Annotated in this window: 14 protein-coding genes; 4 read left to right on the top strand and 10 right to left on the bottom strand. The window is 52.6% G+C overall.

Annotation, left to right across the window (positions count from 1 at the left end; translation table 11 throughout):
• Nucleotides 1-82: 82 nt before the first annotated feature.
• Together VMT71_17450 and VMT71_17445 are read left to right on the top strand one after the other, a co-directional pair.
• On the top strand, nucleotides 83-1,234 hold the full coding sequence (locus VMT71_17450; protein HVN25756.1) for a Tm-1-like ATP-binding domain-containing protein: 1,152 nt from the start codon (nucleotides 83-85) through the stop codon (nucleotides 1,232-1,234).
• Nucleotides 1,222-2,133 (top strand): LysR family transcriptional regulator, encoded by a 912-nt coding sequence (locus tag VMT71_17445; GenBank protein HVN25755.1) that lies wholly within the window; start codon nucleotides 1,222-1,224, stop codon nucleotides 2,131-2,133. Before VMT71_17450 ends, VMT71_17445 begins: the two co-directional genes overlap by 13 nt.
• On the opposite strand, the gene VMT71_17440 is transcribed toward VMT71_17445, so the two are convergent.
• From VMT71_17440 to VMT71_17400, 9 genes are all read right to left on the bottom strand, one after another.
• On the bottom strand, nucleotides 2,107-3,351 hold the full coding sequence (locus VMT71_17440) for a Tm-1-like ATP-binding domain-containing protein (protein HVN25754.1): 1,245 nt from the start codon (nucleotides 3,349-3,351) through the stop codon (nucleotides 2,107-2,109). The genes VMT71_17445 and VMT71_17440 overlap by 27 nt on opposite strands.
• Before the next feature lie 149 nt (nucleotides 3,352-3,500).
• Nucleotides 3,501-4,160: a hypothetical protein gene (locus tag VMT71_17435; GenBank protein HVN25753.1), complete on the bottom strand. Its 660-nt coding sequence runs from the start codon at nucleotides 4,158-4,160 to the stop codon at nucleotides 3,501-3,503.
• Nucleotides 4,161-4,192: 32 nt separating this feature from the next.
• Nucleotides 4,193-5,236: a PEP/pyruvate-binding domain-containing protein gene (locus VMT71_17430; protein ID HVN25752.1), complete on the bottom strand. Its 1,044-nt coding sequence runs from the start codon at nucleotides 5,234-5,236 to the stop codon at nucleotides 4,193-4,195.
• A gap of 105 nt (nucleotides 5,237-5,341) precedes the next feature.
• The gene (locus VMT71_17425) at nucleotides 5,342-7,027 is read right to left on the bottom strand and encodes a PEP-utilizing enzyme (protein ID HVN25751.1); all 1,686 of its coding nucleotides are present in this window, start codon (nucleotides 7,025-7,027) and stop codon (nucleotides 5,342-5,344) included.
• A 104-nt stretch (nucleotides 7,028-7,131) separates the two neighbouring features.
• Nucleotides 7,132-7,881: a 3-oxoacyl-ACP reductase family protein gene (locus VMT71_17420; GenBank protein HVN25750.1), complete on the bottom strand. Its 750-nt coding sequence runs from the start codon at nucleotides 7,879-7,881 to the stop codon at nucleotides 7,132-7,134.
• A gap of 27 nt (nucleotides 7,882-7,908) precedes the next feature.
• The gene (locus tag VMT71_17415) at nucleotides 7,909-8,778 is read right to left on the bottom strand and encodes an ARMT1-like domain-containing protein (GenBank protein HVN25749.1); all 870 of its coding nucleotides are present in this window, start codon (nucleotides 8,776-8,778) and stop codon (nucleotides 7,909-7,911) included.
• A 127-nt stretch (nucleotides 8,779-8,905) separates the two neighbouring features.
• On the bottom strand, nucleotides 8,906-10,585 hold the full coding sequence (locus tag VMT71_17410) for an NAD(P)/FAD-dependent oxidoreductase (protein HVN25748.1): 1,680 nt from the start codon (nucleotides 10,583-10,585) through the stop codon (nucleotides 8,906-8,908).
• A gap of 24 nt (nucleotides 10,586-10,609) precedes the next feature.
• Nucleotides 10,610-11,080, bottom strand: coding sequence for a hypothetical protein (locus tag VMT71_17405; GenBank protein ID HVN25747.1), 471 nt, complete (start codon nucleotides 11,078-11,080; stop codon nucleotides 10,610-10,612).
• A 13-nt stretch (nucleotides 11,081-11,093) separates the two neighbouring features.
• A complete protein-coding gene (locus VMT71_17400; GenBank protein ID HVN25746.1) occupies nucleotides 11,094-12,728 on the bottom strand; it encodes an NAD(P)/FAD-dependent oxidoreductase in 1,635 nt (544 codons plus the stop codon).
• A 218-nt stretch (nucleotides 12,729-12,946) separates the two neighbouring features.
• Here VMT71_17400 and VMT71_17395 point away from each other — a divergent pair, with 218 nt between their 5' ends.
• Complete coding sequence (locus tag VMT71_17395) at nucleotides 12,947-13,153, top strand: hypothetical protein (GenBank protein HVN25745.1); 207 nt, start codon at nucleotides 12,947-12,949, stop codon at nucleotides 13,151-13,153.
• An 81-nt stretch (nucleotides 13,154-13,234) separates the two neighbouring features.
• Nucleotides 13,235-13,420 (top strand): hypothetical protein, encoded by a 186-nt coding sequence (locus VMT71_17390; GenBank protein ID HVN25744.1) that lies wholly within the window; start codon nucleotides 13,235-13,237, stop codon nucleotides 13,418-13,420.
• Between the two features lie 41 nt (nucleotides 13,421-13,461).
• On the opposite strand, the gene VMT71_17385 is transcribed toward VMT71_17390, so the two are convergent.
• Nucleotides 13,462-14,226, bottom strand: a complete 765-nt coding sequence (locus tag VMT71_17385) for a GNAT family N-acetyltransferase (GenBank protein ID HVN25743.1) — start codon at nucleotides 14,224-14,226, stop codon at nucleotides 13,462-13,464.
• Nucleotides 14,227-14,529: the final 303 nt, after the last annotated feature.

Here is a 14,529-nt window from a genome sequence, read left to right as displayed (position 1 = left end):
TCTTCACATTACCACACTATCGCCATCTTTTTATACCGGGCTCTGCAAAAAATATCTGTAATCTTTATTTGCAGAATCTGCTATGCTTTGGTCAATGGCCAACTTCGTTGTGATTGGCACATGGAACACGAAAGGCGAAGAACTGGAGTTCGTCTGCCAGGAACTGGCAAAGAGAAACCATACCCCCATCAAGCTCGACCTCTCAGCGACGAAAACAACCCAGGACAGAGACACCGCCTTGTCCGGCATCGTCGAAGAGGCGAGGAAGAAGCTCGCACAGACGGCCAAAAGGGAGCATATATCGGGGGTACTCTCCGTCGGCGGCGGGACCAATCTCTGGATGTCGGGGCAGATCATGGCTGATATTCCGCTGATGGTCCCGAAAGTGATTGTTTCGACCATGATTGCCAACAGCCTGACCGCTCTAAGGACACACAAAGACATTGTCTATGTGCAGGCGCCGTGTGATTTCGCGTGGAGAAATCCGCTCAGCGAGACGATTCTCAAGAACTGTGTCGCGCTGCTGACTTCCATGGAGGAAGGCGTCCCGCATCTCGATAAACCAGCCATCGCCATAACAAACTTCGGCATCACATCCGGATTCCTCCCGGGTGCAAAGGCCTTCTGGGACCAAAACGAATGCCATCTGGTGCCGTTCCATGCAATCGGTGAAAGCACCATGGCCATGGGAGAGCTGGCGGAGAAGGGCTTTTTCAGTGGAATGCTCGACCTGACGCTTCACGATGTTCTCGACCATGTGGCTCGTGGGTCTTGCGGCAGGTTGGACGAAAGAAGGGTCTCGTCGTATCTCTCTCAAGACGTTCCAGCGGTAATGGCACCCGGCGGACTTGATTTCATCGCCTACGTGCTTGACGATGGCCGGCTGCCAAGGGCTTTCGCGAACAGAAAGATATACAGGCATGATTACAGGGTGGGAGTCAGTGCCACTGTGAAGGAAGTTATCAAAGTCGCGAAATGGCTGGGGCCAATCGTGGAGAAGGCCCGCCCTGAGCATGCTCTTCTCCTCCTGCCGCTTGGCGGCTGGTCCGGCCCCGGTGTTCGAGGGGGCGGGTTCTACGATGAGGAACTGATAGGTGCATTCAGAGAACAGATAATGAAATACTGGGACCCGGCTCACGTGATCGAGGTCGATCTTCCGCTTGAAGATCCGCGCTTTGCCCGGCTGGCGAGTGAATACCTGTTTGACTTGATGCAAAAAAAATGGAAAACGTAAAAGTAAACCTGGACAATCTTCTTGCATTTCTTTTTGTGGCAAAAACGAAAAGCTTCAGCGGAGCTGCTGCACAGCTTTTCCTCACGCAGCCCGCTGTTACAACCAAGATCAAGTGCCTTGAGCGACAGTTCGGCGTCAAGCTCTTCATGAGCACCGGCAAGGACCTGCAACTTACGGAAGCGGGCAGGCAGATTCTGCCCATGGCTGAAGACATATACAAGCGATCCAAAGAGATCGAGTACGAGATGGCTTCATTCAAGGAGAGCAGGAAAGGGATACTTCGGCTGGGCGCAGCGCGGTCGATCGCACAAACCTATCTTCCAACGCTCGTTAATATGTTCAGTGAGCACTTCCCAAACATTCAGATCAGCGTTACTGAGGGGCCGTCCCATGAGATAATTCAGAAGATATCTGAACTCAAACACGACCTGGCCATCATCCCGAAGGTACCTCTTGGCCCTAAGTTCACGGCACATACGATTTCCAGCGAGAAGATGGAGTTCGTCGCAAGTAGCGGCCATCCTTTTGCGCACAGGAATCACATACCGCTGCAGGAGCTGCTTCGTCAGCCATTCATCGTTCAGGGGGAAGGCTCTGCGACGCGACTCGCCGTACTGGACATATTCGAAAAAAGCGGGATAACTCCGACGATCACTCTCGAAGCGGAAAACCCCGAGATGATAAAAAAATTTCTCCTGGCCGGGAAGGGAATTGCGCTGATTTTTCCAGCTGTCGTGCGGGACGAACTGGAAAAAGGGCTGCTCAGGGTATTGAACGTCCAGAGCCCCCCGATTTTCATAGAGGTCCAGCTGGTCTTTTTGGCCGGGCCGGTACTGAGCCCAAGCGCGAAGGGCTTTACCGAGCTGACCCTTTCAACCTTTGCTTCGCAGCATCACTAAGAAGCGTTGTGCCACAGCCTGCGCAAAAGCCTCGTCCATGATGGAGCAATTGAGTTCTACAAATTCGACGTTGTCATTCTGCAATGAGTTCTTCAACGTGCGGATAAGGAATGCATCCAGTTCCGGGTCATACAGGGGCATCCCCTCAACACTGAGGGATGAGAAGCCGCGCAGGGGGATGTGAAGAGATACTCTCGCCTTTGCCGCATTCAATCTTTCGGCCAAGGCTTTTATTGTTATCATCAGTTCATCTTTTGATGTGCGGGCCTGGACTCGCATCTCATCCTGTATATAGAGTTTTCTTTTTTCTATACCACGCTCTTTCCAGAGGGGGTCCGTGAGCCTTCGCTCGTACGGTCCGCAGCTGAACATGTCTAAGCCGCATAGGGTCATGACGATAGGGATCGGTGCTGAAAGCTCTCCTGCAAGCCTTTCCATCCCGGCACTCCGGTTGCCTCCGAGAATTGCCTCTGACAGGCCCGCAGGAGAAAGGTCCACCAGCCCCTGGAAAAGACCATCTACAACCATCTCCTCCATGACACGTTCTCCAACGCCATTGGCGTGGAAGGGTATCACCTCGAGGCCTTCTCTCTCCAGTATCGCCGCTGCCCGCCTTGCGCAAACTTCGCAAAACTGAAACTCTGCCATGGCTATCTGGTTCCGACCCCACAATTGCTCAGTGCTGCCGCGTTTGTTGACGCCGGCTACCATGGCGGCGAAGCGCTGAATAACGTCCTTCACGAAATGGTTCATTCCGTTTATATCGACACAGGAGTGAAAAATAGTGATGTCCTTGTACCCGTAATATCGCCCGGCGTACATCGGCATAGCGGCTGAACTGGAAGCTATGATCTTGGGAAAACCGAAGGGGAGCTGTCTCATCACGCGGGAGAAGAACGTTGTGTTGCTGGCGCCCCCAAGGCCCGCAATGCAGTCGATAGAGCCTTCTTTGCGGAGCCTCTGAGCAATGCTCGTTGCGCCCCGGACCATATGATCCATCGGCTCTGACGTACCCTTGCTCGCTTGAATCACATCAAAGTCGATTCCGGCTTCCTTAGCCACGTCCACGCAACTGTAATCGGCCTCTCCTTCTCGATGTGTACCCATGGATACGTCCATCAGGATCACAACACAGCCGTGCTCTTCGATGAGGCTTTTTGCGTACAATGTTTCGTCATATCTTGTGTCAAGGCTGCTGAGGAGCAATACAGTTGACATGTGACCTCCAGAGAGACTGCCGGTAAGAACGAATAGCAGGTAGAGGTAAGAAGAGCGAAAGGCAGATAGAGACAGAGTCTGCGCATGCGGCGTTTCTCTTAACCTTTGCTTTAGTCTTTACCTCTACCTTCTTCATCTTTTTCCTGTTCTTACAGTCCTGCTGTGAGCCCTCTAATGAAGTACGGGAGTTCCACTCTTCTGGTCGGCGCAAGGATCCTGCTCTGGTAATCCATTACGTATCTTGACTTGAGAGTCCTCGTGAGCATGCGGTACTCATCCGAGTCGATCGCTTTCGCAATCTCCTCCAGTTTGCCGCTTGTACCTTCCACGAGAATGAATGGTCCGGACCCTATGACCGCTTTCCATATGTTCGTAATTCTCACACCAAGCTCTTCCATGCCGCTGATGAATTCCGTCTCCAGGAATTGCCTGTAAGCCTTTTCCATGCCGGGAAGAATGTTGAAATATTGGTTAAGTTTCCACACGCCTACCTGAATATCGTAGCGTTCAACTTTTATCGGACCGTAGGATACATAGAGCTTGCTCGAATAATTTCTGATAAGAGGGAACAATTCCTCGAGAAGTTGCGCGTATTCGTCAGACCCGAGGGCCTGCTGAAAGGCGAGGAGGTCGTCTGTCGTAGACACACCCACGATACGCGGGCCTGCGCCGACCACCACATAGTACGCTCCGGCGAGACGCAAGCCTGTCTTCTCGTAGGTAGGAATATACTTGCTCAGTATGAATTCCTGGTACTCTGCTTCCTTATTCTCAACCACATCCCAGTATTGCGCAAACAGTATAGCCATAGCCCCTCCTGAAGTGTCGGCAGAATCGACTCTTATTTCCTGAACAATTGCAGCATAAGATCGATGACGTACTCCTCGTCTTTATGCACCTCTTTCTTGGTGTATTTTGCACCTCTTGCCTGAACCCAGAAGATACTTTCCGGGAAGGAAAATCGCTTGTCGACCACCCACTCCATATCTTGCGGAGCGCCGAAGTGATCTTCCACGTCCTTGGCGATTTTCACAATTTCGAGGATTTCACATACCTCGAGACAGGGCTCATTCTTGAGATCGTCGGAGATATCGCAAAGACGCGTACCGCACTCGCCATAGACGACCATCTTTGTCTTTTCCGAAATTGTTTTGGATTCAATGTTCATTTCCCGCTTATGAACCACGAAGCTATCGGGTGTGATCTCGCCGCTGACGACACTCTCTCCAAGGCCGAAGTTGCCCTCGACAATTGCACGTTCCGTGTCGCCGATATTCGGGAGAACCGTCAGGATAACGCCCGCCGACTTCGCCTCGATCATCATGATGACAGCCACCCCGATAGGCGCCCACGAAACGGGCATATTCTGCTGTATCCGAAAAGCAATGGCCCTGGTGGTAAAGGCGCTGCCCCATACTTTCTTGATGTGCTCAATGATGGCTTCTTCTCCTGCAATATTCAGATATGTCTCCATCTGGCCGGGCATACTGACAGCCCCGCTGGAGCGCACCGCGCAAGCAACATTGTCGATCCCCACCTTCTTCTGGAGCCCGGAATAGTAACGCTTTATCTCCCCAGCAAGATCCAAAGGCATCGGGCTTGCCTCAATTGCCTCTCTTATGCGGGCGCTCGTCTCCATCATTTTCCCGACATCTTGTTCAACATCGAGACCAGAAACCATTGCCTCTTCAACAATCCTGCGCACCGTATCTTTGAGCCCGGTGCTTTCCATGAAGTGCTCGTAAGCCTTAACGGAGAGAGCGAAGCCATAAGGCACGCGCAGCCCCAGGCTTATGAGTTCTCCGAGATTGGCGCACTTCTTTCCAACGACATCGTTGTATTCCTTTGACAGCTCATCGAGCCAGTAGATTTCCTTATGTTCCATCGCACTCCCCCGAGCCTCACACCAGCCGGCATTTTGTCGTTGCGCCACTCTGCTCCCCTTTTCCCTCCACGCCCTATGCTGACCGGTGTGAGGCCTTTCAGCCCTCTATTTGTTGAGTATGAAGACCGTGCCCATGTTCGCATCAAGCCTGACGTTCATGCCGTCTTTCAGCACTTTCGTTCCTTCGAACACGTTCATCACGACCGGGATGCCAAACTCTCTGCCCACGATGGCAGCGTGTGACAAACTCGCACCTCTATCCACAATCACCCCTCCAAGAAGTGAGAAGACAGGTGTCCAGCTCGGCGACGTGGTGGGCGCTACGAGGATATCTCCCTTTTCAATCTTGGATAACTCGTTTTCCGTCCAAACCACCTTGACTTTACCCTCGATAACGCCGGGTGAACCGCAGACCCCGTACAGGTCTGCCTTCAACTCCGGTTTTGCGACAGGCATAGTACCCACGACCACCTTAAGCGCGATCGGATCGAGAGACTCAACCAGCGCTTTCATTGCTTCTTCAATGGCGAAGCCCTCCTTCATGATCATGGGGGGATTGCCTTTTTCGTTCCAGCTCTTCCAGTCAGCCTTTCTCCGTTCGACGATAGGCCTCATATCGAACATGCCGGGATTGATACCGGCTCTCCTGACTTCATCCGGAATAAGGAAGAATATGTCTTCGGCCTTATCTATCGTACCTGCCTGCGCCCAGCGTCTTCCCAGCCCGAGTGCGCTTCTTCTGATCATTGCGTGGGTGTAGAGATCAAGGTAATGATTGTGCTCTTCACTGAACCGTGAACTGCTCTGAGCAAGTTTCAAGATCATCTGGAACCAGCTCCTTTGTTCGGGCGCAATCTTTGCCAGCACTTCCTTCTCTGTTGCAATGCGCTCTGCCTCGCGTTTCTTGCGCTCATCATCGAGGCTGTAGCTCACACCTCGTTCCAGGCTCATCTTGATGACATTGAAAGCAGGAGTTGGATCTTCAAGCCAGGTTGGGACATTGATCTCTGCCATGCGTTCCATTCTCCAACCCGCTTCCTTTTCCATAAAGTCATCAAACTTCTTCACGAACTCCTGCCCCTTGGGCGCAGAGCTGAGAACACTTTTCAGCTTTTCACCCGGTGTTGAGAGAAAGGTCTCCTTGAGCCCCATGTCCTGCGCCATTCTCGCCAGCTCGAAGAGCCCTTTATCAACCTGGAAACTCTTGTTATCGAAACCGCTCGTCAGTCTGTGGAATTCAGGGCTGGTATCATCAATATTGAGGAGTTGCTTGGTCAACTGCTCGAACAGCACAAATGCCGTGTAGACGCCGTACATCATGTACATGTGTATTTCCCACATGCGGCGGCAGGTGTCGATTGTCTCCTCAAAGTTGGCAAGGAGCTGTATGTTTGATGCGGTGTCGAGATTGAGTGATTTCAGTTTGTCGTAACGACCCACGATCTCGTCCACAAAGCCCTGCCAGATGCCATCGAAATTTTCAATTAGCGGCCGTATGGCCGTCCTGAAGCGCTCTTCGCGTGCTTTTCTTTCATTGGGGTCAGTGACGAGAAGAAGCGCCAGATATCCCGCTCCGTCCTTGAACCTCCAGTCCCATCCCTTTACTGTGGGCAGGGACAGAGACTCTGCTCCATACTGCATACCGTGACGGCAGAAGTTGATCCAGAACCAGCCGAACATCGGCGTCCAGGGCGGCACTGAGTGTGTTGCGTCCTGGAACCAGCACGGAGATATTGCAAAATCTGTTTTCTCATCGAACTCCAGACCCGGTACACAATCGTACATTTTCATAATTACTCCCCCTTTTTTGTTTGGCAGTGCCTGGTCGCGGAAATCTGAAACTTTTTATTCCCCCTCCTTCATGGTTTCTTCGCTTCATCGCTTTCACGTTGGGACTAGTGCATGACCCTTCCGCCATCAACGAGTACCGTCTGGCCGGTGATGAAGTCCGCCTCGTCTGATGCGAAGAGCAATGCGGCACCCAGGATATCTTCAGCCATGCCGAGCCTTCTCAGAGGGGTTTTTGAGGTGTCGTATTTAGTCACATCGGCGATAGTCCTGCTCCCCTCCGTATCGGTGAAGCCCGGTGCAATGGCATTGATGCATATGTTGTGAGGCCCGAGTTCTACAGCGAGTGCGCGAGTGAGACCGACAATGGCCCCCTTGCTGGCAACATAGTGGGCAAATCCGTGAGATCCGGTGAAGAAGACCTCTGACGCGACGTTCACGATCTTTCCTTTGCCCTGTTCTTTCATATAAGGAAAGACAGCTCTGACAGACAACCACGTACCCTTGACATTCACGGCCATCAGGGTGTCCCACTCCTTCTCGTCAATCTCGTAAAAATTCATTCTCTTGAGCCCGCCATAGAGCGCAGCATTGTTGATCAGAATATCTATCCTGCCGAATCTCTCCTTCGCGAACTTTGCCATTCTGTCTGACTGTTCCCGTGAGGTGACGTCCATCTGAAGGAGATCGCCGTCCGACCCGGCTTCCCTGATCTTGAGGACTGTCTCCCCGAGCCCCTCCATGTCCTTGTCTGCTGCGAGAACCCTGGCGCCCTCCCGGGCGAGCCCTACGGAAAAGATTCTGCCGAGACCCCTCGCAGCACCAGTCACGATGGCGACTTTCCCTTCTAATCTCATTCAATCATCCCCTTTCGCATGGTTCCTTCACCCGCCGTCTTCGAGCTTCACGACGGTTGTTCCCACTTCCAGTCCTGTCTCGCGGGCAATGGCCGGACACTTTACTTTCAGCATGAATACTGCAGACGTATGTCCGAGCTCATCTTTCATGGCCTCGTAGCTTCCTGTCCCCTTAGCCATCACGAGGTCGCTCTTGCTAAAGGCCTCTTTTGCCGCGGGTTCCAAAACTCCGGGCACCAAAAAGCCCGGCGTGGTGACTATCTCATCGGTCAGATCCTGGAGCGCAAAAAAACGGGCGTCGCTTGTTGTGGCATCCTCGAAAAAGGTCTTTTCCTTGACTACGAGAGTGACATGTTTACCCATTGATTTGAGCTGCGTGATGACGAGTGCATCAAAGCCAATTTCGCCGGCGTTGTCTGTTACGTAAAGCACGCGGCGGCAGGACCTAACCGCCTCGTACACGTGGCCCACGATGACCGGAGTCCCTTCTTCAGTCATGAAGGGTCGCATTTCCGAAAACGTGTAGGCGCCTGAAGGTGCGCTGAGAGGCGAAACGTTTGCGGCTGCCGCAAGGAAACAGGCCCGCTCAAGACTCGAGCGCGCGGTGTCTGCGTTCAGTATGTAGGTTGCTGCCTTCCCGAGGACCTGTTCTGCGTTCCTGTTCGACGTGGCTTTCAGATGTTCGTAATGCTTAGCCAGTGCAGGTGTCATCTCGAGAGCTCCATGTACCGTGCTGTTACAGAGAGACCCTAAGTTGACCGTAGGCGAGGTTTCTTCGAGGAGTATTCCCACGATCCGTCTGATCAGCGCTGAGGTGTCCTCAGAAGGTGTATGGGCTGCGGCTCGCTCGTACACCCAGTGGACCAGACAGGCACCACATTCCGGATGAGGCTTCACAACTCCCCCTTTATATAAAGGGTTCAAGCCAGGAACCGAGGACGCGAACATGCATGACGGAACGAGAAAAAAGATGTTATAGCCGCTTCAGACTTATTCGCGTGATCGCTTCCTCGCTGTATTTACGTCAGAACGCTCTTCCCTCCCAGGGTTTGTAAGTTAACCTGTGATCCTCAGCTATCACTTTGTAGCAGTTATAGCCGCTGCCACGCCCGATGCCGTGCGCAGAGTGGGCTGCGGATGAACACAGGTAATAATTTTTGACCGGCATGCGATAATTGGAGATTTCAGCAAAAGGGCGCATCCTGCCGAGGTGGCTCAGGTCAGAGTCGAGTCCTCCCCAACCACCTTGTGGCATGCAGGGGTTTCGGTTGACCACGTCATCGGGTGTCGTAATAAAGGCCTCAATAAAGTTTTCCTCGGTGACGTTGGGTGCGTACTTTTGCCATTCCTTCAGCATTCTTTTGACTATTTCCCGCTTCATCCTCAGCCACTCTCTTTCTGAGAAATTTCGCCACGGGCAGGTGAACTCCTCCAGAAGCGCAGTGAATCTCCCGGCAGGAGCGCGTGTCCTGTCCCACTGCGAATCGGGTGCAACGAGAAGATAAAGCTTGTTGGCTATGCCCAGTTGCCAGCGCTCCTCCTGGTACTTGCCGCTCAAGAGGTAGTCAGGATCGGCCTCGCCAAAATACAATCGCGGTACCATACCAAGTTCGTTATTCATAGGGTACTTGGGCGCTTCCATGAGAGCGATGTTGCCCCAGAAGAGCTGCGTGCGCTCATATCCCGTATCTTCCATTCTTGGCGGCTTCTCTTTGAGCTTCTGGGCTTTTGCCCAGACTTCCGGAGGCACAAACTCTCTGCCCAAAGCCTCCAATGTCAATTCAACGCTGAGGTCGCTGATCACGAGATCGGCAGCGATCTCAGTTCCATTCTTGAGTCGTATGCCTTTGGCAGCGCCGTTCTCGACCAGCACTTTCTCGACTTCACTCAGCACATAAAACTCGCCACCATGCGCTTCAAACGCGCGAAGCAGGGCGTGCGTTATGGAGTGGGTTCCGCCTATAACGATTGCAGCCGCATCCATCGAGAAGACCAGGCCCAGGGCGTGAATGTGATAGTAGAGACCCGGCTGATCGCATGGCATGAGCCCGTTTGATGTTTGCATTGCTCTCATGTAGAACGTCTGAACCTCGGGACTCTCGAAAAGGTCTGTGGCGATCTCTCCTACTGTCATGGTTGCATACTTCGGATCGATGCCGTTCTTCGGGTCGTCGAAGAGCTGCTCCAGCGGGTCTTTCTCGCCCCATTGGCCAGGCGCTGTGTAGCGATACTCGCCGAATGCTGCTCTCCACCTGTTCTTGTACTTGTAAATAAGATCTTCAACGACACCCGCATCGTGCTTGCTGAATTTTCCAACCTCGTCCACCATGAATTGGGCGTTGGCATCAGAAAATTCGGCCCTTCCGGTCATCGGGTCCACCACGTGAAAGATGGTTTTGCCCAGGATGTACTTCCCGTTGGGATAGATCCATGCTTCGTTGTACTCCGGAAAAGTGTAGACAAGACCATATTCTCTGAGGTCGAAATCTGCATAGGCGGGATGCGCATAGAAGCGCGTGAAATGCGCACACGGATTCTGGATAAAGCCTGGAAGCGGTAATTCTTCGCCACAGGCGCCGCCCCCCATTTCGTGCCATCTCTCGAACATGGCAGTTTTGAGACCAGCCTTCGCCAAATAACAGGCTATGATTGTGGCGTGATGACCGCCTCCAACTATTACCGCGTCATATTTCTTGTCCGGCATGCTGACCTCCTTGATATTTGTGCTTCATCGCCGCGGTGGAATGGGTCCCGGCCCATGCCTGGGAGGGGCTGGTGGAATTGGTCCCGGGCCGGCTTTGGGCGGTGATGCCTGAGGCACTGGACCAGGTCCGGCCAACGATGCCTGTGCGGGTGTTGATCCGGCCTGGGCCATGGCGGGTGCTCCTATTGGTATCTCTGCTTTTCCAGGTTCTTCGTACACCGGACTCTTGGAGAAGAAAAATTTTATTCCCCGCAGGATCAGCGCCGGATTTGTCAGCACCAGCTTAGCCATCCTGCGCAAATCTGCGGGATCGACGAACGCGCGGACTGTCCAGTGTACAGGGTGAACCACTTCCATGACCATGAGCATGCGCATGGGTTCTGTGGCCCCCGTCTTCGATGGTTCCAGTGTCGCAGGAACCATATCAGTCGTCTGAATGTTGGCTACCCGTGCTGTGAGCAACGTTCTGCCAAGGCCTGTTGATCGTATAAACATCGGTTCCTCCTCTTTAGAACAATCCTATTTCTCTGGCTTCTTTGACGCCCCTGGGTTCAGGCCACCACTTCTTGATCCCTAGATCCTCCACTATCTTTTCCGCCGCGCAGAAGCCGGGACCGTACGTGATCATCCCGCCGGAATGCGTGCAGGCCCCGGCGAGGTACAGCTTCTTGATGGGTGCGTCGTGCTGACTGCAATATTCATTCGGCCTGAAATAGCCCATCTGCAAAGGAAGGTACGCCCCCTGTTTAAAGCAGCCCTGCTTCATATCAGGGAATTTGTTTTCTGTGTCGAGAGGAGTACCGATGTAGTCCCACGCTATAGTATCCGCATTCATGTTTGGAGCGTATTTGCCCAACGTAGCCTTGCATTGCTCAGCATACTGCCTTCTTACACGCATCCAGCCTTGCGGACCGCCATTCTTCAGGTTGTACGGAGCACATTCCATCGAGATGAGACCGATGTGCTTCACGGCACTGTCGGGGCGGCGATGGACCCTGATGGGATCGTGAACCGAGGGGAAGCAGCAGTTGAAACCGCCGCCATTCAGCTCCCCCCTTTTTGAATGTTCGAAGTGGGTGACGAGATCTTCTTCACTCTCATACCCGACGACATAGATGAGCGATTTGGAGAGTTCCGGGTCACCTTTGAGAGCTGTGAATTGGGGAAGTTCAGTGAGAGCCAGGTGCACGGTGAAGAAGCTCATATCTGAGTAATGCCATTGATCGAGGCGTGTGACCAGCTCAGATTCCAGGTGTTCTTTTCCTACGTAATCGTAGAAGGTCTGGTGAGGATTGATGGTACTGCACACAAACCTGTTTGCCTTGATGATGGTGCCATCCTCGAGCTCCACACCCTTTGCTTCGCCCTTTTCAATTACTATGCGCTTGATCATGCAGCCGCTGATTACCCTGCTGCCGTGCTCTGAAATGTACTTTCCCATCAGGTGGGCAACGTGGTGGGATCCTCCGCGGGAGAGGCGGAAATGCCATCCTCTGTTGATCATAAGCGGTACGAGGTAGCCCAGACCCTCGAGGTCGTAGTCCATCCCCCACATGGTGGCAAGGTAGAGGAAGAGCGCCCGGACTTTGTCGTTTTCAAACCATGAGTCCACAATTTGCCGGGGCGTGTATCCTGTGAGTTCGTCGTCCCACTTGGTTGCAGGATGCAAGTCCAGCTTCGCAGCCTGCTCGAGACTAGGTAGCGGATTTACGTAGCTTGCTGGCGCGAGAAAGATATCCATTGCCTCTTCCGACCATCCAACGAAGTTCCGGAAAGATTCAGCGTCCTTTTCCGAAAATTTGGCTATGGACCGGGCAGACTTTTCCGTATCTTTGTAAAGGGCAAGATACGAGCCGTCTTGAAAAGGCATTACGACCTGGACATCGGGATAAATCCAGCCGAGATCATAGCGTGTCTCGAGTTCCAGGTCTCGCATGGGCGGAGCATAATCGACCATCATGTGGTAAATGGCATGACTGTCGACGAGCATGCCCGGAAGCAGGAGATTCTCTGTGGCCAGACCGCCGCCGATTTCATAGCGTCTCTCCAAAACGGCTACTTTCAGACCGGCTTTCGCCAGGTAACACGCAGTCGTCAGCCCATTGGGGCCACCGCCGATGATGATTCCATCGAATTCAAGCATGTTCCCTCCTTTAAAAGACTTTCCCTTCATCTATCTTGTAGCATGTTCTTTTTTACGAGCAAGGCAAATTAATTTATGGCCGCATAAAAAAAAGTAATAAGCCCGGAAGGGGTACAGGTTAAGTCGTGCTCATTCCTGTTTGACAATCGCTATCGATGCTGTTAAATAGAGGCTAAAGGAGGACAATTCGTCAAACACTTGCACACGAGGACAACAAAGTGAAAAGAGAAGCGTATTTTGATCTTGCGGTATTTGTCTACGCGTTCTTCATCTGTCTTGCAGGATTATCGGGGACGGTCTATGCGGCCGATTGGCGCACTGTTACGCCTTTACCCGATGAAATAAAGATCGAACCGCCTGGACCGGGTATCTCCCCAGCAGTAGCCAAATTGTCGGGTGCATGGCAAGGCGCGCTCGCATGCTGAGGGGCGGGGCAGACAACTACGGTCGTAGTTGAGAAGCTGACTGCCGAAGGCGTCACTGCGATATATTCCTGGGGCAAATACATGCGCGCCGAACCCGGCTGGCAGAGAGTCACCGGCGTGATTGAGAAAGACAGGATTGTCATCAAGATAGGGATGCCGCCCCATGATGCGACGGTCTACCTCAGTTCACGCGACGGAAAAACAGCGATGGTTGAATCTGCGGAAGAGGGTACACACCGACGCGGTTGGTTCGATAAAATGCAGTAAACCCGCTGCATCCACGTCATCAGCCGAAGCGGTATTCGGGATTAACGGCGGATGCGCTGACCCAAAGGTGTGTTGTTTTGCTCGCCCTTGATTTCAAACCAGTGGAGCCTTCGGTCCTTCCTGAAACCTACCTTATGTGCCAACTCGAGTGATGTCAGGTTTGTTTCTTCTACATGCACATAAGGAATCTTCCCGAGTGCGCGTACCTGCTCAATGAGATAGACAGTCAGGTCGAAGGCGTACCTTTTTCTCCTGTACGGCTCAAGCACATTCATGACGCCGATGGATAAGTCGTCATGGGTCATTGCCCATGCCACCAATTCTCCCGATTCGTAAACGCCCGCGCTGGGACCCCTAGTAATGCGTTCCCTGATATATTCGGGCGAAGTGAGCGCCTTGTAAAAAGAGCTCGCATAAATATGCGGGACATCTTTGAGTGACAGGGGGGTGATCCAGGTAAGAGGCGCTGATGAAAAAGTTGTCTCTTCCGGTAGAATTAATTTGACGGCTGATAATCGCCAGGCAAGCTCCCTGCCGCGAACGATTGCTGAAAACATCCAGTCCTCTATAGCGGCAAAACATCTGTCTTCTTCGGAGAGCGCGTCAATGACACGGGCAAGACCGCTGTCTTGCGAGCCGCTTATATAGACCCAGTTGCGATCGCTTTCTCCCCTCAAGAGAACGTGGCTGTTGATTTGCTGAAGAGTGCAAATAGGATACCCCTCCATGAAGTAGACCATATTCATGTTCTTGAGGATGTCTTTTTTGAGAAATGAAACGATGTGCTCTTTATCCCCGATATGCACAGGCTTCCTCTTCTTCTCCTAGGGTATCCCTCTTATGTGCGTCTTGTCAATCGAACGTACAAATCGAGATCAAAAAAGCTCCGTTTGGAAAAGCAAAACAAAAAAAAGCTTGACATGCGCAGGCAAGTGCGCTGAAGTAGAATCAAAGCGATTCAGAAAGGCTTTCAGGTGCGGAGAAAAGAATCCGGGGGTCCGAGGGAAATGATCCTACGGCTCCCGAGTCGGTGAAGAGAGGAGGTGAGCAGGAAATTGTGTCAAGGAAACAACAGCATTGAAATCCATTGGATGCAGCTTAAAGGGGGG

It is taken from the genome of Syntrophorhabdales bacterium (assembly GCA_035541455.1).
GTDB lineage: Bacteria > Desulfobacterota > Syntrophorhabdia > Syntrophorhabdales > WCHB1-27 > JADGQN01.
This window is presented reverse-complemented; position numbering and strand designations above follow the sequence as displayed.

What these genes read in the sequence shown, in the direction of transcription:
- VMT71_17450 (HVN25756.1), top strand. Translation starts at nt 83, where the DNA reads ATGCTTTGGTCAATGGCCAACTTCGTTGTGATTGGCACATGGAACACG.
- VMT71_17445 (HVN25755.1), top strand. Translation starts at nt 1,222, where the DNA reads ATGGAAAACGTAAAAGTAAACCTGGACAATCTTCTTGCATTTCTTTTT.
- VMT71_17440 (HVN25754.1), bottom strand. Translation starts at nt 3,351, where the DNA reads ATGTCAACTGTATTGCTCCTCAGCAGCCTTGACACAAGATATGACGAA.
- VMT71_17435 (HVN25753.1), bottom strand. Translation starts at nt 4,160, where the DNA reads ATGGCTATACTGTTTGCGCAATACTGGGATGTGGTTGAGAATAAGGAA.
- VMT71_17430 (HVN25752.1), bottom strand. Translation starts at nt 5,236, where the DNA reads ATGGAACATAAGGAAATCTACTGGCTCGATGAGCTGTCAAAGGAATAC.
- VMT71_17425 (HVN25751.1), bottom strand. Translation starts at nt 7,027, where the DNA reads ATGAAAATGTACGATTGTGTACCGGGTCTGGAGTTCGATGAGAAAACA.
- VMT71_17420 (HVN25750.1), bottom strand. Translation starts at nt 7,881, where the DNA reads ATGAGATTAGAAGGGAAAGTCGCCATCGTGACTGGTGCTGCGAGGGGT.
- VMT71_17410 (HVN25748.1), bottom strand. Translation starts at nt 10,585, where the DNA reads ATGCCGGACAAGAAATATGACGCGGTAATAGTTGGAGGCGGTCATCAC.
- VMT71_17405 (HVN25747.1), bottom strand. Translation starts at nt 11,080, where the DNA reads ATGTTTATACGATCAACAGGCCTTGGCAGAACGTTGCTCACAGCACGG.
- VMT71_17400 (HVN25746.1), bottom strand. Translation starts at nt 12,728, where the DNA reads ATGCTTGAATTCGATGGAATCATCATCGGCGGTGGCCCCAATGGGCTG.
- VMT71_17390 (HVN25744.1), top strand. Translation starts at nt 13,235, where the DNA reads ATGCGCGCCGAACCCGGCTGGCAGAGAGTCACCGGCGTGATTGAGAAA.